Annotated in this window: 22 protein-coding genes; 14 read left to right on the top strand and 8 right to left on the bottom strand. The window is 53.9% G+C overall.

The features are described from left to right. Entirely contained in the window at positions 1-858 is an 858-nt protein-coding gene (locus AAZT04_RS06845) for an efflux RND transporter periplasmic adaptor subunit (protein WP_041414529.1), read from the top strand. 9 nt (positions 859-867) lie between these two features. Next, complete coding sequence (locus AAZT04_RS06840; RefSeq protein ID WP_129940468.1) at positions 868-2,901, top strand: FUSC family protein; 2,034 nt, start codon at positions 868-870, stop codon at positions 2,899-2,901. Between the two features lie 6 nt (positions 2,902-2,907). Here AAZT04_RS06840 and sodC read toward each other — a convergent pair whose 3' ends face one another. Next, positions 2,908-3,432 carry a superoxide dismutase family protein gene (sodC, locus tag AAZT04_RS06835; protein ID WP_020826685.1) on the bottom strand — a complete coding sequence of 175 codons (525 nt, stop codon included), beginning with the start codon at positions 3,430-3,432 and terminating at the stop codon, positions 2,908-2,910. Positions 3,433-3,672: 240 nt separating this feature from the next. Here sodC and AAZT04_RS06830 point away from each other — a divergent pair, with 240 nt between their 5' ends. Next, on the top strand, positions 3,673-5,520 hold the full coding sequence (locus AAZT04_RS06830) for a polyurethane esterase (RefSeq protein WP_434679380.1): 1,848 nt from the start codon (positions 3,673-3,675) through the stop codon (positions 5,518-5,520). Positions 5,521-5,578: 58 nt separating this feature from the next. On the opposite strand, the gene AAZT04_RS06825 is transcribed toward AAZT04_RS06830, so the two are convergent. From AAZT04_RS06825 to AAZT04_RS06815, 3 genes are all read right to left on the bottom strand, one after another. Next, a complete protein-coding gene (locus tag AAZT04_RS06825) occupies positions 5,579-6,475 on the bottom strand; it encodes an aldo/keto reductase (RefSeq protein ID WP_020826683.1) in 897 nt (298 codons plus the stop codon). Positions 6,476-6,574: 99 nt separating this feature from the next. Then, the gene (locus tag AAZT04_RS06820; protein ID WP_129940464.1) at positions 6,575-6,814 is read right to left on the bottom strand and encodes a DUF1289 domain-containing protein; all 240 of its coding nucleotides are present in this window, start codon (positions 6,812-6,814) and stop codon (positions 6,575-6,577) included. 21 nt (positions 6,815-6,835) lie between these two features. Continuing rightward, a complete protein-coding gene (locus AAZT04_RS06815) occupies positions 6,836-7,765 on the bottom strand; it encodes a LysR substrate-binding domain-containing protein (protein ID WP_434679377.1) in 930 nt (309 codons plus the stop codon). 141 nt (positions 7,766-7,906) lie between these two features. On the opposite strand from AAZT04_RS06815, the gene AAZT04_RS06810 reads away from it, so the two are divergent. The 4 genes from AAZT04_RS06810 to AAZT04_RS06795 all read left to right on the top strand — a co-directional run bounded on the left by AAZT04_RS06810 (position 7,907) and on the right by AAZT04_RS06795 (position 12,245). After that, a complete protein-coding gene (locus AAZT04_RS06810) occupies positions 7,907-8,548 on the top strand; it encodes an NAD(P)-dependent oxidoreductase (protein ID WP_020826680.1) in 642 nt (213 codons plus the stop codon). A 149-nt stretch (positions 8,549-8,697) separates the two neighbouring features. Further along, the gene (eptA, locus tag AAZT04_RS06805; protein ID WP_434679530.1) at positions 8,698-10,335 is read left to right on the top strand and encodes a phosphoethanolamine transferase EptA; all 1,638 of its coding nucleotides are present in this window, start codon (positions 8,698-8,700) and stop codon (positions 10,333-10,335) included. Between the two features lie 103 nt (positions 10,336-10,438). Continuing rightward, positions 10,439-11,059, top strand: a complete 621-nt coding sequence (locus AAZT04_RS06800) for a TetR/AcrR family transcriptional regulator (RefSeq protein WP_020826678.1) — start codon at positions 10,439-10,441, stop codon at positions 11,057-11,059. 88 nt (positions 11,060-11,147) lie between these two features. Further along, entirely contained in the window at positions 11,148-12,245 is a 1,098-nt protein-coding gene (locus tag AAZT04_RS06795; RefSeq protein ID WP_020826677.1) for an alkene reductase, read from the top strand. 80 nt (positions 12,246-12,325) lie between these two features. Here AAZT04_RS06795 and idi read toward each other — a convergent pair whose 3' ends face one another. Further along, a complete protein-coding gene (gene idi, locus AAZT04_RS06790) occupies positions 12,326-12,865 on the bottom strand; it encodes an isopentenyl-diphosphate Delta-isomerase (RefSeq protein WP_048762688.1) in 540 nt (179 codons plus the stop codon). Between the two features lie 325 nt (positions 12,866-13,190). Between idi and gloA the strand changes: the two genes are divergently transcribed. Both gloA and rnt read left to right on the top strand, forming a co-directional pair. Continuing rightward, the gene (gene gloA / locus AAZT04_RS06785; RefSeq protein WP_041414525.1) at positions 13,191-13,598 is read left to right on the top strand and encodes a lactoylglutathione lyase; all 408 of its coding nucleotides are present in this window, start codon (positions 13,191-13,193) and stop codon (positions 13,596-13,598) included. Positions 13,599-13,677: 79 nt separating this feature from the next. Next, on the top strand, positions 13,678-14,358 hold the full coding sequence (gene rnt, locus AAZT04_RS06780) for a ribonuclease T (protein ID WP_020826674.1): 681 nt from the start codon (positions 13,678-13,680) through the stop codon (positions 14,356-14,358). 70 nt (positions 14,359-14,428) lie between these two features. Here the strand turns inward: rnt and AAZT04_RS06775 are convergent, their stop codons facing one another. Then, positions 14,429-14,776, bottom strand: a complete 348-nt coding sequence (locus tag AAZT04_RS06775; RefSeq protein WP_020826673.1) for a Grx4 family monothiol glutaredoxin — start codon at positions 14,774-14,776, stop codon at positions 14,429-14,431. A gap of 415 nt (positions 14,777-15,191) precedes the next feature. Here AAZT04_RS06775 and AAZT04_RS06770 point away from each other — a divergent pair, with 415 nt between their 5' ends. After that, positions 15,192-16,010, top strand: coding sequence for a C40 family peptidase (locus AAZT04_RS06770; protein ID WP_401659497.1), 819 nt, complete (start codon positions 15,192-15,194; stop codon positions 16,008-16,010). A gap of 194 nt (positions 16,011-16,204) precedes the next feature. Next, positions 16,205-16,783 (top strand): superoxide dismutase [Fe], encoded by a 579-nt coding sequence (gene sodB / locus AAZT04_RS06765; protein WP_020826671.1) that lies wholly within the window; start codon positions 16,205-16,207, stop codon positions 16,781-16,783. 54 nt (positions 16,784-16,837) lie between these two features. Here the strand turns inward: sodB and AAZT04_RS06760 are convergent, their stop codons facing one another. Then, complete coding sequence (locus AAZT04_RS06760; protein WP_020826670.1) at positions 16,838-16,927, bottom strand: YnhF family membrane protein; 90 nt, start codon at positions 16,925-16,927, stop codon at positions 16,838-16,840. Between the two features lie 323 nt (positions 16,928-17,250). On the opposite strand from AAZT04_RS06760, the gene purR reads away from it, so the two are divergent. Further along, complete coding sequence (purR, locus tag AAZT04_RS06755) at positions 17,251-18,276, top strand: HTH-type transcriptional repressor PurR (protein WP_020826669.1); 1,026 nt, start codon at positions 17,251-17,253, stop codon at positions 18,274-18,276. A gap of 34 nt (positions 18,277-18,310) precedes the next feature. Here the strand turns inward: purR and punR are convergent, their stop codons facing one another. Further along, the gene (gene punR, locus AAZT04_RS06750) at positions 18,311-19,219 is read right to left on the bottom strand and encodes a DNA-binding transcriptional activator PunR (protein ID WP_434679371.1); all 909 of its coding nucleotides are present in this window, start codon (positions 19,217-19,219) and stop codon (positions 18,311-18,313) included. A 123-nt stretch (positions 19,220-19,342) separates the two neighbouring features. Here punR and punC point away from each other — a divergent pair, with 123 nt between their 5' ends. After that, on the top strand, positions 19,343-20,554 hold the full coding sequence (gene punC / locus AAZT04_RS06745; RefSeq protein ID WP_129940460.1) for a purine nucleoside transporter PunC: 1,212 nt from the start codon (positions 19,343-19,345) through the stop codon (positions 20,552-20,554). Positions 20,555-20,894: 340 nt separating this feature from the next. Further along, the gene (gene cfa / locus AAZT04_RS06740; protein ID WP_046373697.1) at positions 20,895-22,046 is read left to right on the top strand and encodes a cyclopropane fatty acyl phospholipid synthase; all 1,152 of its coding nucleotides are present in this window, start codon (positions 20,895-20,897) and stop codon (positions 22,044-22,046) included. The last annotated feature ends 29 nt before the right edge of the window (positions 22,047-22,075 follow it).

Raw genomic sequence — 22,075 nt, 5'->3', positions numbered from 1 at the left:
ATGACGTATAAAACATTAAAATATTTTTCTACGGTAATCGTCTGTGCCATTGCCATCTGTGCCGGTTGGTGGTTATGGAATTACTATATGCAATCCCCCTGGACCCGCGATGGAAAGGTGCGCGCCGAACTCGTCAATATCACACCAGAAGTTTCTGGAAGATTAGAGAAAATAACCGTTCATGACAATCAGTTCATACCTGCGGGAAGTCTGATTTTTACGATCGACCCCGTGCCTTACCAGATTGCGCTGGACAATGCTGAGGCCGCGCTGGCAAAAGCGCAGTCTGATTTGGCTAAGGCCGATCATGAGGCGGCTCGCCGCCGCGGCCTGCCGAAAAATGTTATTTCAGCGGAAGATATGGATGAGTCAAATTTAGCGGCGCAGGCAATGAAAGCCGCGTATAAAGCCGCACAGGCTAATCTGGAACAGGCAAAATGGAATTTAAGTAAAACTAAAATTTATGCCCCTACCGATGGCTATATCACCAATTTACAAACCCGCGTGGGTAACTACGCCAGCGCCGGTTCTCCTCTGGTTGCGCTGGTCGACATGCACTCGTTTTATGTGCTCGGTTATTTTGAAGAAACCAAGTTAAAACATATAAAAGAGGGCAATAAAGCCGACATCGTTTTATATAATGGCAACATTCCGCTCCAGGGGCAGGTGGAGAGTATTGGCCGCGCCATTTACGATCAAAGCGTCGAAAGCAGCGCAGATTTATTAATGGATGTTAAACCCAATGTACCTTGGGTGCGCTTGGCTCAGCGTGTGCCAGTCCGGATAAAATTGCTGAATGTCCCGACTGATTTGCCCCTGGTAGCCGGCACCACCTGCACCATCTCGATTCATCAGTAAGGCTAACGTGTGAACCTGCCTTTTTTGGAATGGAACCGTACCCCTTGGGGAAAAGCCACCGGCGGACAATGGCGTTATGCACTGCGCAATTCACTGGCGATGTGCCTGTCACTGTGGGTCGCTTTTGTTCTCAATCTTGACGAACCTTACTGGGCGCTGACATCGGCCGCGGTAGTCAGCTTCCCCACCGTCGGCGGCGTAATCAGTAAAAGCATCGGCCGGGTTTTCGGCAGCCTGGTCGGCGCTGCCGCATCGGTGGCCATCGCCGGGCACTGCCTGAATGACCCCTGGCTGTTCACGCTGTTTATCGCCGCCTGGATCGGCCTGTGCACTTACATTTCAAACCACTATCAGAACAACGTTTCCTACGCCTTCGCGCTGGCGGGCTACACCGCCGCCATCATCGCCTTCAGCACCGTCAACGTGACGGACACTCAGCAGATCTTTGATATTGCCCAAGCGCGCGTTTGTGAGGTCATCACCGGTATTCTGTGCGGCGGTCTGATGATGATGATCCTGCCCAGCACCTCTGACGGCGAAGCCTTGTTAACCTCGTTGCGGCGCATGCATCTGCGATTATTGGAACATGCCGCGATGCTGTGGCAGCCGGAAATCACCGTGCAGATGCGTACCTCGCACGAAGGGGTTATCGGCCAAATCCTGACCATGAACTTGCTGCGTATTCAGGCTTTCTGGAGCCACTACCGGCTACGCCGACAGAATAATCTGCTCAACTATATGCTGCACCAGCAGTTACGTATTACCAGCGTGATCTCCAGCCTGCGCCGTATGCTGCTGAACTGGCCGGATCGCCCGGACAACCTGGCCAGCGTGCTGGAGCAACTGCTGACCGAGCTGCGTAACCCCGAGACTGACAAGTACCGTTTGGCGCGCATACTGCAACAGATTGCGCCGCAAGATCCCGCCAACTATCGTCATCGCGCCTTCTGGCTGCGTCTGCGCCATTTCTGCTGGCTGTATCTGGGCGCCAGCCGCTGGTTGCAGCGTCTGGAGAGCGCCACGCCGGTCAGCGATATTCAGCCACCGCGCGTCACCTCTTTGGCCCGTCACACCGACAGCTACGAAGCGGCGTATAACGGCCTGCGCACCTTTTTGTGCATTGTCATCGGTTGCGCTTACTGGATTAACACCCAATGGGACGCGGGCAGCTCGGCCCTGACGCTGATAGCTATCAGCTGCGTGCTCTACTCTTCCACGCCGTCCCCCATCAACAGCATCACTACCCTGCTAAAGGCGGTGCTGCTGCTGTCAATTGCCTGCTTTGTGGTGAAATTTGGCCTGATGATTCAGATTGATGATTTTTGGCTGTTCTGTGCCTTTCTGTTCCCGGTGCTGGTAACGATGCAGATGATCAAGCTGCAGCACCCCTCCTACGCCGCACTCTGGGGCCAACTGATCGTATTCATGGGCTCTTTTCTTTCCGTCACCAATCCACCAAGCTACGACTATCAGTCGTTTATCAATGACAGCATCGGGAAGATTGTCGGGGTATTGCTGGCCGGTTTAGCCTTCCAAATATTGCGACCCAGCTCGGACAAACGCAAAAGTCGGCGCATTATCCGCGCCCTGCGGCGGGACTTTATCGATCAGTTAAGCAAAAAACCGCAGCAAAGCGAAAGCCAGTTTGAATCGCGAATCTATCATCGCATCAGCCAACTGAATCAAAGTCAGGATCAAGAAGCGCGCAGTTGGTTATTGCGCTGGGGCGTGGTGCTGCTCAACTGCAGCCATATCGTCTGGCAACTGCGTGACTGGCAAACCCGTTCCGATCCGCTCTCGGCGGTTCGCGACGTCTGTATTCATTGCCTGCGGGGAATCATGACGGAGAAAGGCGTGCAGCACAGTTCGCTGGACGCCAGCTTGCAAGAACTGCAGCGCATGAGTACTGCGCTGGCGCACCACCCTGAACAGGCGGCGCGCGATCTGGCAGGCTTGATTTGGCGGCTTTATTGTTCGTTGCAGCAGCTACAACAGGCGATTGTCCCTGTTGATAGCGCAGCGACGACATCCACCGCCCGCTAACCGTTGTTATGACTTAATCACGCCGCAGGCGAAGCGTTCGCCTCCGCCACCCAGCGGTTTGGGATGATCGGAGTGATTATCACCACCGGCGTGCACCATCAGTGCCTTGCCGCTGATTTCACTGATTTTTTTCAGCCGAGGCGCCAGCACCGGGTAGCTGGCCATGCCGTCGTCGGTCACGTAAATAGCCGGCAAATCCCCCAAATGACCGTCGGCGTACGGCCCAAGGTGCTTACCGGTTTTTTGTGGATCAAGATGTCCGCCGGCCGCCAACGCCGCGACGGCCTTGCCGTCCTTCATTCCCGGTTCGCAACTGCCCTTCTCATGAACGTGAAAACCGTGCACGCCGGCAGGCAAGGCTTTGAGCTGTGGCGTAAACAACAAACCATAAGGCGTTTCGCTGATCGTCACCTTGCCAATATCCTGACCAATTCCCTGTCCGGTCACCAGATTCATGTCAACATCCACCGTCGCCGCCTGAGCAACGCCGCAGGCCATCAAACCAAAGGCCGCATACCAATAGTGTTTCATCAATCAATCTCCTTGAAGTCTCTGTGAGTGTTCAGTATAGGGGAAGCTGCCGCGTCACCGCACAAAACACGCACAATTTTGGCGATCAAATTCGCATTCTTAATAATTACTACTAATAATAATTCTACCGATGTCGGTCCTCCGACCAGACGCCGTGCGGCATACTCATTTCATTGCGACTCGCTGCAATAGCTATTCAAAGATTAACCCGGCAACGCAGCTAATTCATAAGGAACTGATATGGGAATCTTTAATTATCAAGGCCTCGATGAGGCGAAGTCCAAAGCGTTATTTACCGATGCTATGGCAATTTCCACCTACGCCTATCACAATATCGATAATGGTTTTGATGAAGGCTATCATAATACCGGCTTCGGGCTGGGCCTGCCCTTTACCCTGGTCACCGCGTTGATAGGCAGCTCTCAATCACAGGGCGGATTACCCGGTATTCCCTGGAACCCTGACTCGGAAAAGGCGGCGCTGGCGGCGGTAAATAACGCAGGCTGGTCATTGATTAGCGCAGATCAATTAGGCTATCAGGGCAAAACGGATGCTCGTGGCACCTATTACGGTGAAACTCTGGGCTATACCACTGCACAGGCCGAAGTACTGGGAAAATACGACGGCGAGGGTAATCTCACCGGCATCGGCATTGCTTTTCGCGGCACCAGCGGCCCGCGTGAATCGTTAATCACCGATACCATCGGCGATCTGGTCAATGACCTGCTGGCCGGTTTCGGCCCCAGTGGTTATGCCGATAATTACAGCCTGAAAGCCTTCGGCACCCTGCTGGAGGATGTGGCCAAGTTCGCCCAGTCTCACGGACTGAGTGGGGATGACATTACCATCAGTGGTCACAGCCTCGGCGGCTTGGCCGTGAACAGCATGGCGGCGCTCAGCGACGGCAATTGGGGTGGCTTCTATGCGCAGTCCAACTATGTCGCCTTCGCTTCTCCTACCCAATACGAAACCGGCGATAAAGTCATTAATATCGGCTACGAAAACGATCCGGTATTCCGCGCGTTGGATGGCACGACGCGCACTTCGGCAACGCTGGGCGTGCATGACGCACCACAAGAGTCCGCTACCAATAACATCGTTAATTTCAACGACCACTATGCCTCCACCGCCTGGAATATTCTGCCCTTCTCTATCCTCAATGTGCCAACCTGGTTATCTCACCTGCCGTTCTTTTATCAGGACGGATTGATGCGGGTATTGAATTCAGAGTTCTACTCGCTGACCAGCAAAGATTCGACGGTGATTGTCTCCAATCTTTCTGACGTTACCCGCGGCAATACCTGGGTGGAAGACCTCAACCGTAACGCCGAACAACACAGCGGCCCAACCTTTATTGTCGGCAGTGACGGCAATGACCTTATCAAGGGCGGCGCGGGAAATGATTATCTCGAGGGCCGCGCCGGCAATGACACCTTCCGTGACGATGGCGGTTTTAATATTATTTCCGGCGGTGAAGGCCATAACACCCTGGATTTGCAACATGCATTGAAAAATACCGAGGTCGCGTACGACGGCAATACGCTCTATTTGCGCGATGCTGACGGTGGCATCACTCTGGCTAACTCGATTGGCACGCTGAAAAGCAAAGAGTCGTCACTGCTGATTTTCACCAAAGAGGTTGATCATCAGGTGACCGACAACGGATTACTTTCCACCAAGGGGTTGACCGCCTACGCCAGTTCGGCGAACGGCACCGCGGCCGATGACGTTCTGACCGCCAAGGATTCCGGCTCCTGGCTATTCGGTCTGGAGGGAAATGACCAGCTGTTTGGCGGCAAAGGCAATGACGTGTTCGTCGGAGGCGCGGGTAACGACGTTATGCACAGCCAGGGCGGCAGCAATACCTTCCTGTTCAGCGGCGACTTCGGTCAGGATCTGATTTACGGCTATCAGGCCCGAGACAAGCTGGTATTTATCGGTACCGACGGCAGCAGTACGGGCGGTGATTTCCGTGATTTTGCTTCCGAGGTGAACGACAATCTGGTGTTTAATTTTGGCGGCAATACGGTCACTTTAGTCGGGGTCGGGTTCGATAGCCTGTCGGACGGCCAGGTGGTACTGGCCTGAACTCCGGGACATTAACGTTAAAAACGGGCGGCCGAGGCTGCCCGTTTTATTGTGCCGCTTAAGGTACGTCGTAACCCAGCGCCGCTTTGCGGATGCGGAACCACTGTTGACGATCCAGCGTCAATTGCTGCGCCTTCAATGCAGAACGCACGCGTTCAATCTTGCCTGAGCCGATAATCGGCAACGGTGCCGACGGCAGACGCATCACCCAGGCGTACACCACCTGCTCGATAGTCTCGGCCCCGATTTCCTGCGCCACCGCCTGCAACTCATCACGCAGCGGCTGGAACTCGGCGTCGCTGAACAGGCGGCCGCCCCCCAGACAAGACCAGGCCATCGGCTTGATGCGTAATTGCTGGCACTGATCCAGCGATCCATCCAGGATACTCGGCTGATGAATCGGTGAAATCTCCAGTTGATTGGTCACCAGCGAGAATGGCAGCCGCGATTGCAGCAACGTAAATTGCGCCGGTGTGAAGTTGGAAACGCCGAAGTGACGCACTTTGCCACTTTGGTGCAGAGACACAAAGGCCTCGGCGACCTCATCGGCATCCATCAGCGGATCCGGACGGTGGATCAGCAACAGGTCAAGATAGTCGGTATGCAGATGCGCCAACGAACGTTCCGCGCTATAAACGATATGCTCGCGGTCGGTGATGTAATGGCCGATGGCGTTGCCCGGTTTGGCTGTAGTGGCGATACCGCATTTGGACACCAACTCCATCGACTGGCGCAATGACGGCTTCAGCCGCATCGCTTCGCCAAAAGCCTGTTCGCAGGCATAGCCGCCGTAAATATCCGCGTGATCGGCAGTGGTCACGCCCAGCTCGATATGCTGTTCAATGAACGCCAACAGCTGTTGCGGCGACATGCCCCACTCCATCAAACGCCAGTATCCGCAAATCATGCGGGAAAATTCAGGCCCCTGCGGCGCGAGTTGAATACGGTTTTCCATTATTGAAACCTCATGACAGTGTTTGATGCCAGCATACACAAGCGGGTAACGACGTGGAAAGGGGAAAGCCGCGCTAACGTGCGGCGGATCGGGTACCGGTCAAAATAGCGACGGCTGTTCGGGATGCGGCTCATCAGGCTGTTTATTGGCTCGCTGAAGGCGCAGGAAGCGTTGGTGACACAGGCGCAGCACATCCCTTTTTTGCGCATCGCTCATTTGCATCCAGCCAAAGCGCTCTTCGCGGCTGCGCAGGCAGCCACGGCAAAAGCCTCGGTCATCGGCCTGGCAGATACCTCGGCACGGGCTGGGGATGTCAAAAAACTCAAGCTGCTGCGGCACGCGTCCTCCTGTTATCTCTTGCTAATTGAAGACGCCATCGGCGCCGCTGGCAAGTGACTTTTCGGTGTGGCGGCGAAAATAGTCGCGCAAGTAACGCAGCGCCTGGCGATTTTTCTCCGGCATCGCCCGCTCGAGCGTCATCGCATGCAGCCGTAACGGTGTCGGCCGCCATTCAGGCATCAGTTGGATTAACTCACCGCGTTGCAGCTCATCTTCTATTTCATACAGGGGTTGAGTCGAGATCCCCAAACCATTGCGGGTGAAGGCGCGCATGACGGTCATGCTGTCGCTGACAATCTGCCCTTCCGCCAGACGCAATTTAAGCTGCTGGCCGCTCTGGTGATGCAAATCGAGATGCGCACCGCTGAAAGCCCCGGTGATCCATCGGTGTTGCACCAGGTCTTGTGGCGTCTCCGGCACGCCATGCTGGCTGAGATAGCGAGGAGCGGCACACAGCACCATCGGCCATTCGGCCAACGGATGGGCAATCATATTGGCGTCCGCCAGTTGACGATTAACTCGCAGCGCAATATCGATACGTTGATCAATCATATCGACAATCCGGTCGTCAGCCAGCACCTTCAGTGTCAGCTTGGGATGCGCCTGCAACAACGGCGCCATCGCCTCCGCTAACGGGCGACCACCGATACCGATGGTCGTCGCGATGCGCAATTCTCCCACCAGGGTATCGCGCAGTTCCGCCAGACGCTGTTCGGCCTGCTGTGCCTGAAACAACATCGCCTCACAACCGGGATAGAACGCCGCCCCCGCTTCGGTGAGCGCCAGGCGGCGTGTAGAACGGTGCAACAAGGGCACACCAAGCGTTTTTTCCAGTGAGCGCAGGTGCTGGCTGACCGCTGACGGCGTCATTCCCAGTCGCCGGGCGGCTCCGGCTAGCGATCCTTCGGCCACCACGGTGGCGAATACCGCCATTCGATTCAGTTTATCCATGATTATGAAGTTTTACTTAATCAAGAAAGCATGAATATGGCACTAATCAACATCATTGTTAAGTACTACATTATCTATACCCGCTCGGGTCAATCTGAGCAGAAAGTTAATACTGACCCCTTTACTGACAGGAGCATAAAGATGAAAGTAGCCATTATTGGAGCAACAGGTTTTGTAGGCCGCCGCGTGCTGGATGAAGCTCTGGCACGTGGACTGCAAGTCACGGCGATTGCCCGTCAGCAAAAAGACCTGCCGGAAAACGCCAACCTGAGCATAGCGCTGGGCGACGTCGCCGACACCGAATGGCTGGCGAAACAGCTGGCCGGTCAGGATGCGGTGATCAGCGCCTATAACCCAGGCTGGGCGGAAGACAACCTTTACGAAAAAACCAGCCGCGGCGCACAGCAGATCCTGGACGCGGTTAAAAAAGCCGGCGTTAAACGCCTGCTGGTGGTGGGCGGTGCCGGCAGTCTGGAAGTCGCGCCGGGCGTTGAATTGGTGGACACGCCGGAATTCCCGGAAAATATCCGTCCAGGCGCACAAGCGGTACGCGATTTACGCAACAAACTGCGTAACGAGACTTCGCTCGACTGGACCTATTTGTCGCCAGCTGCCCTGTTGGAACCTGGCAAGCGCACCGGCCAGTTCCGCCTTGGCACCACCAAACTGTTGATGAATGGCCAGGCGCCAGCCGGTATCTCGGTGGAAGATCTGTCGGTCGCCATCATCGACGAAATTGAAAAACCGCAGTTTATCAAAGCGCAATTTACCGCCGCTTACTGATCGCATCGCCAGACCGTCCCCCGGTCTGGCGACCTTTTTTCTAAACCAAAACTAAACGACTTCGCCACCATTCTGAATCTCTAAGGTTTTCTTAAGTTTCATCCTGTAAATTTCAGCGCATTACTTAATAGCAGGACTTAGATTTGGCAATGTGGTTACGTCAACGCTTACAGTGCAACAGCCTGGGTTTTATCCTCGCCAGCGCCTTGTTCTTCACTCTGTTCCAGAATGCGTTATTCCTTCATAAGGCCTGGTCGTATATCAGCTTCGATAACGTCCACAGCGTTATTTTCGCCGCCACCATGCCGGTAGTGATTTTTTGCGCGTTGAATATCATCTTCAGCGTGCTGACCGTGCCCTTCCTGCGTAAACCGCTGATGATTTTCTTCCTGCTCGGCAGCGCGGCCGCCAACTACTTTATGTTCAGCTATGGCGTGGTCATCGACGGCAATATGATGCAGAACGCCTTCGAGACCAACCCGCAGGAGGCCACGGCCCTGCTGACACCCCGCATGGGGCTGTGGCTGGTGTTGCTCGGTATTCTTCCGGCGGTGGCGGTCTGCTTTACCGATATCCGCAAAACTCGCCCCTGGTGGTACATGGCCGGGCTGCGTGCCGCCAACGTGATGCTTTCCGTGGTGGTGATCCTGATTATCGCCGCGCTGTTTTATAAGGACTACGCTTCGCTGATCCGCAATAACAAAAGCGTAGTGAAAATGCTGACGCCTTCCAACTTCGTCGCCGGCACCATCAAGTTTACCCAGCAACGCTACTTCACCCGTAACCTGCCGCTGGTGAAAATTGGTGAAGATGCGCGCAAAGGGCCGCTGATAGCCACACAGCAAAAGAAAACCCTGGTGATCCTGGTGGTGGGCGAAACGGCGCGCGCCGAGAATTTCTCGCTCGGGGGCTACGGCCGCGAAACCAACCCGCGCCTGAAACAAGACAATGTGACCTATTTTAAAAACGCCAGCTCGTGTGGCACTGAAACCGCCATATCCGTCCCCTGCATGTTCTCCAACATGCCGCGCAAGGATTACGATGCGACTCTGGCTACGCATCAGGAAGGTGTACTAGACGTACTGGCTCATGCCGGTGTTAACGTGCTGTGGCGTGAAAATGACGGCGGCTGCAAAGGTGCATGCGATCGCGTACCGCACGTAGACATGACCAAGCTGAAACTGCCGCAGGATTGCGACGGCGATGTGTGCATGGATAATGTATTGCTGTACAAGCTGAACGACTACATCAACAGCCTGAAAGACGACGGTGTGATCGTACTGCATCAGATGGGCAGCCACGGGCCGGCCTATTACCGCCGCAGTACGCCAGAGTTCCAGAAGTTCTCGCCGACCTGCGACAGCAATCAGATCCAGGATTGCACCCACGAGCAGTTGGTCAATACCTATGACAATTCGCTGCTTTATACCGACGCCATGCTGGACGACACCATCAAACTGCTGCAGCAGTACAGCGGGAAATTCAACACGGCGCTGGTGTACCTTTCCGACCACGGTGAATCATTGGGTGAAAACGGCATGTACCTGCACGGTACGCCCTACGTCTTCGCTCCAAGCCAGCAGACCCACGTTCCCTTCCTGATGTGGATGTCTGCAGACTATGAGCGCAACTTCAAGATCGATCGCCAGTGTCTGAACAATATGGCGGAAAAGGACGAAGTCTCGCAAGACAACCTGTTCCATACCCTGCTCGGCATGATGAACGTGCAAACTCGCGAGTATCAATCGCAGTTGGATATTCTGCAACGCTGCCGCAGCGGTTCATAACCGCTTAACATCTTCACCCCGCTCGGGCAAAATACCGTTCATCGCAACCGGCGTTCTTACGCCGGTTTTTTTATTGCTATTGACCTAGACCGATTGGTCTATTATGCTGACAGCCATTATGACTAAACATGCGCATTGCCCGACAGACACCCGTGAACATTTGCTCGCTACCGGCGAGACGCTAAGCCTGCGCCTTGGTTTTACCGGCATGGGGCTGAGTGAACTGCTGAATACGGCCGGGGTGCCGAAAGGCTCGTTCTACCACTACTTCCGTTCGAAAGAAGCCTTTGGTGAAGCGATGCTGCAACGTTATTTCGAGCATTATGATGGGCAAATGAAACAGCTGTTTGCCGACGATAAAAGCGATGCGCGCCACCAGTTGCTGAGCTATTACGCCCAGGCAATCAGCTATCACTGCCGCAGCGAATGCCACAATGCCTGTCTGGCGGTGAAGCTTTCCGCCGAGGTGAGTGATCTGTCAGAACCGATGCGTCATGCATTGGAAACGGGAACCGCCCGGGTGATTGCTCACCTGCAGGACGCGATTGAACGCGGTATCCGCGAAGGCGCCTTGTCGATTGCCATGAGCCCGGCAGCAACGGCAGAAACACTGTATTCACTGTGGCTTGGCGCTTCGCTGCGTGCCAAAATCCGCCGCTCGGTCGCACCGTTGACCAGCGCGCTGGAAAGTATTGAATTGCTGTTGCGTCCGCCGCAACCTTAAACGAAACACCCTGGTTTTATCGAAACTTGCCCTGTGGGGCAGTTTTATTACATTACTAGTCGACCGGTCTATTAATATAGGATGCACTATGAAGATTGAAAAGTTGTTCTCCCCGTTGAAGGTTGGCGCTATCACCCTGCCAAACCGCGTGTTTATGGCCCCACTGACGCGGCTGCGCAGCATTGAGCCCGGCGATATCCCTACTCCGTTAATGGGCGAATATTATGCTCAGCGCGCCAGTGCCGGCCTGATCGTCACTGAAGCCACTCAGATTTCTTTCCAGGCGAAAGGCTATGCCGGCGCTCCGGGGCTGCACACTCCAGAGCAGATCGCCGCGTGGAAAAAAATCACCCAGGCTGTACACGATAAGAATGGCCATATCGCCGTTCAACTGTGGCACGTGGGCCGTATTTCCCACAACAGCCTGCAACCGGGCCAGCAGGCACCGGTGGCCCCTTCTGCGATCAATGCCGACACTCGCACCACCGTGCGTGACGAAACCGGCGCCTGGGTACGAGTGCCGACCTCTACCCCACGAGCGCTGGAAACCGACGAGATCCCGGGGATCATCAACGATTTCCGTCAGGCCACCGCCAACGCACGTGAAGCCGGCTTTGATTTTATCGAGCTGCATGCGGCGCACGGCTATCTGCTACACCAATTTATGTCGCCAGCGTCTAACCAACGTACCGACCAATACGGCGGCAGCATCGAAAACCGCACTCGCCTGACGTTGGAAGTGGTTGACGCGAGCATCGCCGAATGGGGTTCAGAACACATTGGCATCCGTATTTCACCGCTGGGTCCGTTCAACGGCCTGGATAACGGGGAAGATCAGGAAGAAGCGGCGCTGTATCTGGTGGAAGAGCTGAACAAGCGCAATATCGCTTATCTGCACATTTCCGAACCCGACTGGGCCGGCGGCAAGCCTTATTCCGACGCCTTCCGTGACTCGGTACGCGCCCACTTTAAAGGCGTCATCGTCGGTGCCGGCGCTTATACCGCCGAGAAAGCAGAAGAGCTGATCAATAAAGGCTTTATCGATGCGGTGGCCTTCGGCCGCAGCTATATCGCCAACCCGGATCTGGTAGAGCGCTTCAAGCAGAATGCTGCGTTGAACGAGCCGCAGCCTGCCACCTTCTATGGCGGCGGTGCAGAAGGTTATACTGACTACCCGACGCTGTAATAACGCGGAATACCAGATAAGAAAGCCCGCCGGTATGCGAATGCCGGCGGGCTTTTGTCGTGTTTTGGTTCAGGGGCAATTTAACGGGGAACCAACTTTCCCCAACGTTCGATCTCAGCGGCGTCGATATTGTTCATTATGGTGCGGAACCAAATGGTAAATTTATCAGGATCGTTTTTTATCTCCTGGGCTAATTGCCGAATATCGACCCACAACCAGCTGTGGGCCTCTTCGGGATCCTCTTGCGGTTCACCGTCAAACAAGCCCACGTAAATATAATCGAATTCGTGCTCAATTAAATCGCCTGGCACTTCCGCGCGGTAGGTAAAACTCGATACCTGCAGTAGCTCAGTGCAAAAGCCCATCTCTTCCTGCAACCGCCGCTGTGCGGCTGCCTGCGTCGCCTCTCCCCAGCGCGGGTGACCACAGCACGTGTTGGTCCACAACCCGGCAGAATGGTATTTACCGTAAGCCCGCTGTTGCAGCAGCAGTCTGCCCTGGCTATTAAATATAAAAATTGAAAACGCCCGGTGCAGTAATCCCTGCTGGTGCACCAGCGTTTTGGTTTGCGACCCCACGGAATTATCTTCGGCGTCCACCAGAATCAGCATTTCATCCATTAATGATCTCCTTCGGCAGTAGCCATCATTCCACACGGGTAAAAACAAAAAAGCATATTAACCAGATCCAAATGTATAAATTGAGGCCATTCACCCTGAGTCTGGATCGCTATCCGACCCTGCTGTTCCTTGCGAGGGGTATAGTACCTATTTCCATCAACCATAGGGCACATACTGTGCGATTGCTATTGATAAGGTGACAATGTCACTGAAACTCTGCCACTCCCGCCCCGGCATACATTGAAATCCCTTATGCGGCAACGCTATACTGAATTTCGCTTCAATCCATCCGCCATTGGCAACGGCACATCCAATCAGAGGAATTATGCGCTTACTCCATACCATGATCCGCGTCGGTGACCTGCAACGTTCCATCGACTTTTATACCAAGGTATTAGGCATGCGCTTGCTGCGTACCAGCGAGAACCCGGAATACAAATACTCGCTGGCGTTTGTAGGCTATACCGATGAAAGCGAAGGTGCGGTGATTGAACTGACCTATAACTGGGGCACCGACAGCTACGAAATGGGCAGCGCGTTTGGCCATTTGGCGCTGGGCGTCGACGATGTCGCCGCAACCTGTGACAGCATCCGTAATGCCGGCGGCAAGGTTACTCGCGAAGCCGGCCCGGTAAAAGGTGGCACCACGGTGATCGCCTTCGTTGAAGACCCGGACGGTTACAAGATCGAACTGATCGAGAACAAACATGCTGGGCATGGTCTGGGCCACTGAGGTCGATTAAGGGCGCTTCCTGCGCCCTTATTTTTATCTGCGTGATAACCGCCTGCAACTGGGCGCAAAATTTGCCATAATGCGCGCTGCATTCGATGAAGATAAGAAACTGATGGCCGAAAAAAGTGATCTTAACGCCCTGAGTGGCCGTTTTCGTGGGTTTTACCCCGTAGTCATAGACATAGAAACTGCCGGATTTAATGCCAAAACCGACGCGCTGCTGGAAATTGCCGCCGTTACGTTAAAAATGGATGAAAACGGCTGGTTGCAGCAGGACGAGACCCTGCACTTCCACGTGGAGCCTTTTGAAGGTGCCAACCTGCAGCCGGAAGCGCTGGCCTTTAACGGCATAGACCCAAGTAACCCATTGCGCGGTGCGGTCAGTGAGCACGATGCGTTGCACGCTATTTTTAAAGCCGTGCGCAAGGGCATTAAGGATCGTGGCTGCAACCGGGCAATCATTGTGGCGCACAATGCCAATTTTGATCACAGCTTCCTGATGGCCGCCGCAGAGCGCGCCAGCCTGAAACGTAACCCCTTCCATCCATTCGCCACCTTTGATACTGCGGCGCTGAGTGGGCTGGTACTGGGGCAGACGGTGTTGGCCAAAGCCTGCATCGCCGCCAATATCCCGTTCGACAGTTCCCAGGCACATTCTGCCCTGTATGACACCGAGCAAACCGCGTTGCTGTTCTGTGAACTGGTCAACCGTTGGAAACGCTTGGGTGGCTGGCCACTGGCGGTCGAAAACACCGACTAAGACAAAAAAATCGGGCGGCCCAGTCTTCACTGGTGCCGCCCGATGGATCCCAACAATAAAACCGAGCCGATTATGGCTGCTGGTCTTCCTGCTGTTTGTACTTCTCTGCCGTTTCTTTGATCAGCTGCTGCAGTTCGCCGCGCTGATACATTTCGATGATGATATCGCAGCCGCCTACCAGCTCACCGTCGACCCACAGCTGTGGGAAGGTCGGCCAGTTGGCGTATTTCGGCAACTCGGCACGGATGTCCGGGTTCTGCAGAATATCAACGTAGGCAAAGCGTTCGCCACAGGCAGACAGCGCCTGCACGGCTTGCGCAGAGAAACCGCAGTTTGGCAATTTCGGTGAACCTTTCATGTACAGCAGAATCGGGTTCTCAGCGATCTGGTGCTGAATTTTTTCAATCGTCGTCGTCATTGTATTGCTTCCTCAAGCCAAGTCTTATGGCTACAACATGCATCACACCGGCCATTGTAGCGGCTGGAACAGTCGCAAGAAAACGCCATCTTTTGCAAGGGCATTTCCCCGTAGTCAGTCGCGTCTTACCGGCAAAGCCTTTCCGGTCAAAACATATGCGCAGAATAACATTTTTAATCTGGCCATTTCACTAATATATTTTGCCATCAAAATGCGCCGTTAAATAATCCTGCTGACGGTGATTGTCGCTTTTTTATACATCAACGGATTGATTTTTCAGCAAAAAAAATGCCATTAACGTTTTCTCACAATATGGATTATCATTTATGAGTTCTTCGCTGTTTTATATGGCGAAATTCGGGAATACTGTCCTTCTTTCGATATCTGTTCCGGGGCCAAGGTTGGTAACGTCGACATGCGTTTAATTCTTACGCTTTTTGTGCTGTTGTTTACACAGCTATTCTTCAATCTGGCGCATGCTGCGCCACAGGCGCGTATTGCCGCCGAGCAACGCAAAAGCCATGTCAACGAAGCCCGGCCAGATGACCGCAAGAAAAAGAAAGCGGTAAAAGCCAGCAAAAAAGCAAAAACCACCACCCCGCAGAAAACCGCCAAGGTTTCCAAAGCCAAAACGGGAAAAACCGCTAAAAAGATCGTCAGCGCCAAATCGAAAGGCAAAACTCAGAAAATAGCCAAAATCAAAGTTACCCCGCCGAAAAAGGGTTACAAAAAAGGCTATGGTCGCCACCGCGAAGCCGGGATGGCCACCGCAAAACTGGTGCGTGATGATAAACCGTTGAAGCTGACTCCAGCGCACAAAAAACGCTATCAGCACGCCAAGCAAACCGCGATGGCCAAGCTGATGGACCAAATGGGCAAGCCTTACCGCTGGGGCGGTACTTCACCAAGAACCGGTTTCGACTGCAGCGGCCTGATTTACTATGCGTATAAAGACGTGGTGAAAATCAAAATGCCGCGCACCGCCAACGAAATGTATCACCTGCGAGACGCCGCGCCGATCAAGAGAAGCGAACTGGAAAGCGGTGACCTGGTGTTCTTCCGCATTAATAACCGCGGCGTGGCAGACCATGTTGGCGTTTATCTGGGCAACGGCAAATTTATTCAGTCACCGCGTACCGGTGAAGAAATTCGGATCAGCCAACTCGACAATGACTACTGGCAAAACCATTACATCGGCGCCCGCCGTGTAGTAACACCGAAAACCATTCGATAATTTCTTTGGCGGCTGGCTTACCCAGCCGCTCTCCCCTGACTGATTTTCCTGCTGTCCCTAAAGCACCCAATCCTTTAGCCCGCCCCCACTGTATTTCATCGCGAAAATTGCTAAGCTAAATACCCACAATAAAAACAGGTCAATTTAAGGTCCGTTGCTTTAGCGGCGAGTTGACACTGTACAAGGAGGAAGCAATGTCGTTTGAACTGCCCGCACTACCTTATGAAAAAAATGCCCTCGAACCGCACATTTCGGCAGAAACCCTGGAATACCACTATGGCAAGCATCACAACGCCTATGTGGTCAACCTGAACAATTTGCTGAAAGGCAGCGAGTTTGAAGGATTATCCCTTGAAGCAATCATCAAGGCTTCCAGCGGCGGCATCTTCAACAATGCGGCTCAGGTATGGAATCACACCTTCTATTGGCACTGCCTGTCACCTCAGGGCGGTGGAGAGCCTCAGGGCAAATTGGCTGCCGCGATCAACCAGGCTTTTGGTTCTTTTACCGCCTTCCGGGAACAATTCAGCGACGCCGCGGTGAAAAACTTTGGCGCAGGCTGGACCTGGTTAGTGAAAAAGCCGGATGGCTCGCTGGCGATTGTTAATACGTCGAATGCGGCCACGCCGTTGACTGGTGAAGACAAACCGTTGCTGACCGTGGACGTTTGGGAACACGCCTACTACATCGATTATCGCAACGCACGACCGGCCTACCTGGAAAACTTCTGGGCGCTGGTTAACTGGGCATTTGTGGAGGAAAATCTGGCGTAACGCGGGGAAAATACAACCAGGCGTAGCGAACTGCGCCTGGTTGACTGAAGAGTATCAGTTCAATGCTGCGGTGAAGCTAAAAGCGATAATCACAGCCAGCGCACCCAGGGTGGTGAACAGTGACATTTTCAAATCGGTATCCATTACAACTCCTTTTCAGATTGGGTTTCCCAAGGGTAAAAGGCACACAATTAATGTGTTAAACCATTTTCCCACAGTTGGCCGATAAAATCTTGTTATCATTTCCCAGTTTATAATACCGATTACCTCTTCCCCTTTTGCTCAATATGGGACAAAATTCGCAGTTCACAACTGTGTACCGGCAAAATGCCCCTCCTGACCAAGCGCTGACGACTTCAACACACTAAAAACTCAGTTTTCGCTTCTTTGGAGAAGGATCTACGCAGGCAAACGATTAACATCACACTTACATACTGCAACATGTGAGTTCAGGAGTCATTCTTTACATGGCAACGATTAAAGATGTGGCCAAACGCGCTGGCGTTTCCACCACCACCGTTTCGCACGTCATCAATAAGACTCGTTTCGTCGCCGAAGAAACAAAAGCGGCCGTTGGCGCCGCGATCAAAGAGCTGCACTATTCACCCAGCGCCGTGGCGCGCAGCCTCAAGGTCAATCACACCAAATCTATTGGTCTGCTGGCCACATCGAGCGAAGCACCCTACTTTGCCGAAGTGATCGAGGCGGTGGAGAACAGCTGCTACAGCAAAGGCTATACGCTGATCCTGTGCAACTCACATAACAATCTGGACAAACAACGCGCCTATCTGGCGATGTTGGCGCAAAAGCGCGTCGATGGCCTGTTAGTCATGTGTTCGGAATACCCGGACCAACTGCTCGGCATGCTGGAAGATTATCGCAATATCCCGATGGTCGTCATGGATTGGGGCGCCGCACGCGGTGACTTTACCGACACCATTATCGATAACGCCTTTGAAGGCGGCTATCTGGCCGGGCGTTACCTGATTGAACGCGGCCACCGCGATATCGGGGCCATTCCGGGTCAACTGGCGCGTAATACCGGTGGCGGACGCCATCAGGGCTTTTTAAAAGCCATGGAAGAAGCCAATATCGACGTGCGTGAAGAGTGGATTGTTCAGGGCGACTTTGAGCCGGAGTCCGGTTACAAGGCCATGCATCAGATACTGTCGCAGAAGCAACGCCCTACCGCAGTCTTCTGCGGTGGCGATATCATGGCCATGGGGGCGATCTGCGCCGCCGATGAACTTGGCCTGCGCGTACCACAAGACATATCGGTGATTGGCTACGATAACGTGCGAAACGCTCGCTACTTTACCCCGGCACTGACCACCATTCATCAGCCCAAAGAGCGTTTGGGCGAGATGGCCTTCACCATGCTGTTGGATCGCATTATCAGCAAGCGTGAAGAGTCGCAGGTGATTGAGGTTCATCCCAAGCTGGTTGAGCGCCGTTCGGTCGCTGACGGTCCGTTCATCGATTATCGCCGCTAATTATCTGCGCCGGAAACTCTCACGGTTTCCGGCGTTATTCTTCGCTTAGCCACTCCTGATTCAAGGTTTCACTGTCTCCCAGATAATCCAGCAACCAGGCCATAGCCGGAGACGGCGTATTTTGCTGCCAGGTCAGGCAACAAGGACTGGCGGGAAATGGCTGTTGCAACTGTAGCGCCACCAGCTCCCCGCGCTGCACCAAAGGCAATACCTGATGCGCGGGCATCATGCCAACGCACAACCCGGCACACAGGCAGTCCACCGCAGAAGCCCAGTCCGGTACCACCAGGCGGCGCTGGTTGTCCAACGTCCAGGTCACGCGCTTGGGCAGGTTGCGCGAGGTATCTTCCAGGCACAGCGACGGAAAGGGCCGAAGTTGATCGTCGTTCAACAGCCCCTCTATTGCGGCCAGCGGGTGATGCGGACTGGCCACGCACAACCAACGCATATCTCCCATATCGCGAAAGGCGAAACCGCCGCCCACCGGCACCGCCCTTGTGGCGCCGATCGCCATATCTGCACGACCGTCCACCAGCGCATCCCATACGCCATTAAACACCTCCGGCTGAACCAGCAATTCGACGTCGGGGAAATGGCGGTAAAAATCCAGCACCAATTGGCGACTGCGTTGGGGTTTAACGATGATATCCACCGCTATTTTCAATTGGCCCCGCCAGCCGTTAGCGACCTGTTGGCACTGTCGGCGCGTGTCGAGCATTTTTTTGATGACACCACGCGCTTCCTGAATAAACAGCACGCCAGCCGGTGTCAGTTCCACGTCGCGATGACGGCGCTCAAACAGCGTTACCGCCAGCCATTGCTCCAACTGCCTCACCGTATAACTTACCGCCGACGGTACCCGATGCAGCTCGTGCGCCGCGGCGCTGAAACTGCCGGTGCGGGCCACCGCATCGACGACATCCAGGGAATATTCAGACCACATAGCTTTGCCTTCAATTTTTTTAACAGCACCTCGCAAATATTACCGTTTCACAAGCAGAGATCCAGCCGGATACACTTGCCGGCGCTAAAAACCTGCGACAATAAAATATTAACGAGAAATACCATGCGAAATTCCTTTGGTTTTATGTTCTACCTTGCCGGCCTGAGCATGCTGGGATACCTGGCCACCGATATGTACCTGCCCGCCTTCGGCATGATGCAGCAAGATCTGCAGATTTCCGCCGGGGCAATCAGCGCCAGCCTGAGCATCTTCCTGGCCGGGTTTGCCTTTGCACAACTGCTGTGGGGCCCGCTTTCCGATCGCCTCGGCCGTAAACCGGTGTTGCTGATCGGTCTGGCGCTGTTTGCCCTCGGCTGCCTTGGCATGCTGTGGGTGCAAAATGCCGTGCAACTTTGGTCGCTGCGCTTTATCCAGGCGATTGGGGTTTGCTCCGCTGCCGTTACCTGGCAGGCCTTGGTGATTGACCGCTATCGCGAAGGCAAGGCTAACCGCGTGTTCGCCACCATTATGCCGCTGGTAGCCCTTTCACCGGCGCTGGCGCCGTTGGTAGGTGCCTGGTTGCTGAATCACATGGGCTGGCGCGCCATTTTCGCCGTGTTGCTGGGCATTACCGTGCTTCTGCTATTGCCGACGCTGCTGCTGAAAGAAAGCGCCAAAACCGTGCCTTCCGACGACAATAAGAAAAGCGCGCTCAGTTTCTTCCAACTATTAAAGTCACGCATCTTCAGTGGCAACGTTATGATTTTTGCCGCCTGTTCTGCCGGCTTCTTCGCCTGGCTGACCGGTTCACCGTTTATTCTTGGTGATATGGGGTATAGCCCGAACGACATCGGTCTGAGCTATGTGCCGCAGACGCTGGCGTTCTTATTAGGGGGCTATGGCTGTCGTACCGCATTGAACCGCATGAATGGCAACACCTTGTTGCCTTGGCTGCTGGTAGTTTATGGAGTCAGTATGGTTGCATTATATCTGGTTGCCACCCTGACTCAGCCCACGCTCACTACGTTGTTAATTCCGTTCTGCGTGATGGCGTTGGTCAACGGAGCCATTTACCCTATCGTGGTAGCCAATGCGTTGACCCCGTTCCCGGAAGGAACCGGTAAAGCTGCCGCCTTGCAAAACACCCTGCAATTAGGCCTGTGTTTTGTCGCCAGCATGCTGGTTTCGGCCTTTATCGCCCAGCCTCTGTTGGCAACGGTCACGGTAATGGTGTCGACGGTGGTATTGGCCGCGTTGGGCTATCTGATGCAACGGAGAAAGGTAATGGACGATCAACAGGCGACACGTCAGGAACATGCTAACTCCGCGTCATAATTGCCAGTATTAATAATCACTTAAAGAATATTTTTGCCGAGTGCGATTTACAGTTGAGTAAGCGCCTCGGCAAGCCTATACTCAAAAACGACCTTTAAAAATAACACTTTTATAATTTCTTTATCACTAGCAACTGTTGTGTACGCGTATGGCGTCACAGTTTTTTAAGGATTGTCTTTCCCGCGTTTCTTGCGCTGGAACCTTCTTAAAATTTTCCTCTGTTCATAGTCGGATATCAGACGCCACGGGATTCTTACCGTAGGTAAACGTATGCACCCGCAGAATTTGTCTAAGCTATTTTTTGACGGGTCATAAGTCAGAAGAAGGTGATGGAGAAGCTATGAGTTCATCGTGTATAGAAGATGTGAGCATCCAGGACAACCAATGGTACCGTATCGCTCATGAAATGCTCAGCATGGCCGGTATTGAAATAAACGGCTCGCGCCCTTTCGATATTCAGGTTAAAAATCCTAATTTTTTTAAACGCGTGCTGCAGGAGGGTTCTCTCGGCCTGGGCGAAAGCTATATGGACGGCTGGTGGGAATGCGAACGGCTGGATATATTCTTTCATCACGTGGTCCGCGCCGGTCTGGAAAAGAAACTGCCCCGCCACCTCAAAGATACCCTGCGAATTGCCGCCGCGCGATTAACCAATCTGCAATCGAAGAAACGCGCCTGGATAGTCGGCAAAGAACATTACGATCTGGGGAACGATCTCTTTACCCTGATGCTGGACCCTTATATGCAATATTCCTGCGCCTACTGGAAAGAGGCGACCACGCTGGAAGAAGCGCAGGAAGCCAAATTACGGATGATTTGCGAAAAGCTGCAGCTGCAGCCGGGTATGAATTTGCTGGATATTGGCTGTGGCTGGGGCGGGCTTTCTGCCTATGCGGCGAAAAACTATGGCGTTTCGGTGGTGGGCGTGACCATTTCTGCCGAGCAGCAAAAGCTGGCACAGGAGCGCTGTGCCGGGCTGGATGTCGAGATCCTGCTGCAGGATTACCGTGATTTGCATCTGCAATTTGACCGTATTGTTTCCGTCGGTATGTTTGAGCACGTCGGTCCGAAAAATTACCGCACCTACTTCAACGTGGTGGAACGTAATTTAAAACCGGACGGCCTATTCCTGCTGCATACCATTGGTTCGAATCGGACAGATATGAATGTTGACCCGTGGATCAACAAATATATCTTCCCGAATGGCTGCCTGCCGTCGGTTACCCATATTGCCCAGGCCAGCGAAGGGCATTTTGTGATGGAAGATTGGCACAATATTGGCGCTGACTACGATCGCACCTTGATGGCGTGGTACGAAAGATTCAAACAGGCATGGCCGCAGTTGGCCCAACGTTATTCGGATCGTTTCGAACGCATGTTCAGTTATTACCTGAACGCCTGCGCTGGAGCATTTCGCGCCCGTGACATTCAACTCTGGCAGGTGGTATTCAGCCCGAAAGGCGTAGAAGGCGGTATCCGCGTGACGCGCTAAAGACGCCCAATAAAAAACCCCGGCCAATT

The sequence above is a fragment of the Serratia sp. Je.1.23.a genome, assembly GCF_051129805.1.
GTDB classification, from domain to species: Bacteria; Pseudomonadota; Gammaproteobacteria; order Enterobacterales; family Enterobacteriaceae; genus Serratia; species Serratia liquefaciens.
This window is presented reverse-complemented; position numbering and strand designations above follow the sequence as displayed.

Coding starts and splice junctions, on each gene's coding strand:
- AAZT04_RS06845 (WP_041414529.1), top strand. CDS start 1: ATGACGTATAAAACATTAAAATATTTTTCTACGGTAATCGTCTGTGCC.
- sodC (WP_020826685.1), bottom strand. CDS start 3,432: ATGAAACACTATTGGTATGCGGCCTTTGGTTTGATGGCCTGCGGCGTT.
- AAZT04_RS06830 (WP_434679380.1), top strand. CDS start 3,673: ATGGGAATCTTTAATTATCAAGGCCTCGATGAGGCGAAGTCCAAAGCG.
- AAZT04_RS06825 (WP_020826683.1), bottom strand. CDS start 6,475: ATGGAAAACCGTATTCAACTCGCGCCGCAGGGGCCTGAATTTTCCCGC.
- AAZT04_RS06815 (WP_434679377.1), bottom strand. CDS start 7,765: ATGGATAAACTGAATCGAATGGCGGTATTCGCCACCGTGGTGGCCGAA.
- AAZT04_RS06810 (WP_020826680.1), top strand. CDS start 7,907: ATGAAAGTAGCCATTATTGGAGCAACAGGTTTTGTAGGCCGCCGCGTG.
- eptA (WP_434679530.1), top strand. CDS start 8,698: ATGTGGTTACGTCAACGCTTACAGTGCAACAGCCTGGGTTTTATCCTC.
- AAZT04_RS06800 (WP_020826678.1), top strand. CDS start 10,439: ATGCTGACAGCCATTATGACTAAACATGCGCATTGCCCGACAGACACC.
- AAZT04_RS06795 (WP_020826677.1), top strand. CDS start 11,148: ATGAAGATTGAAAAGTTGTTCTCCCCGTTGAAGGTTGGCGCTATCACC.
- idi (WP_048762688.1), bottom strand. CDS start 12,865: ATGGATGAAATGCTGATTCTGGTGGACGCCGAAGATAATTCCGTGGGG.
- gloA (WP_041414525.1), top strand. CDS start 13,191: ATGCGCTTACTCCATACCATGATCCGCGTCGGTGACCTGCAACGTTCC.
- rnt (WP_020826674.1), top strand. CDS start 13,678: ATGCGCGCTGCATTCGATGAAGATAAGAAACTGATGGCCGAAAAAAGT.
- AAZT04_RS06775 (WP_020826673.1), bottom strand. CDS start 14,776: ATGACGACGACGATTGAAAAAATTCAGCACCAGATCGCTGAGAACCCG.
- AAZT04_RS06770 (WP_401659497.1), top strand. CDS start 15,192: ATGCGTTTAATTCTTACGCTTTTTGTGCTGTTGTTTACACAGCTATTC.
- sodB (WP_020826671.1), top strand. CDS start 16,205: ATGTCGTTTGAACTGCCCGCACTACCTTATGAAAAAAATGCCCTCGAA.
- AAZT04_RS06760 (WP_020826670.1), bottom strand. CDS start 16,927: ATGGATACCGATTTGAAAATGTCACTGTTCACCACCCTGGGTGCGCTG.
- purR (WP_020826669.1), top strand. CDS start 17,251: ATGGCAACGATTAAAGATGTGGCCAAACGCGCTGGCGTTTCCACCACC.
- punR (WP_434679371.1), bottom strand. CDS start 19,219: ATGTGGTCTGAATATTCCCTGGATGTCGTCGATGCGGTGGCCCGCACC.
- punC (WP_129940460.1), top strand. CDS start 19,343: ATGCGAAATTCCTTTGGTTTTATGTTCTACCTTGCCGGCCTGAGCATG.
- cfa (WP_046373697.1), top strand. CDS start 20,895: ATGAGTTCATCGTGTATAGAAGATGTGAGCATCCAGGACAACCAATGG.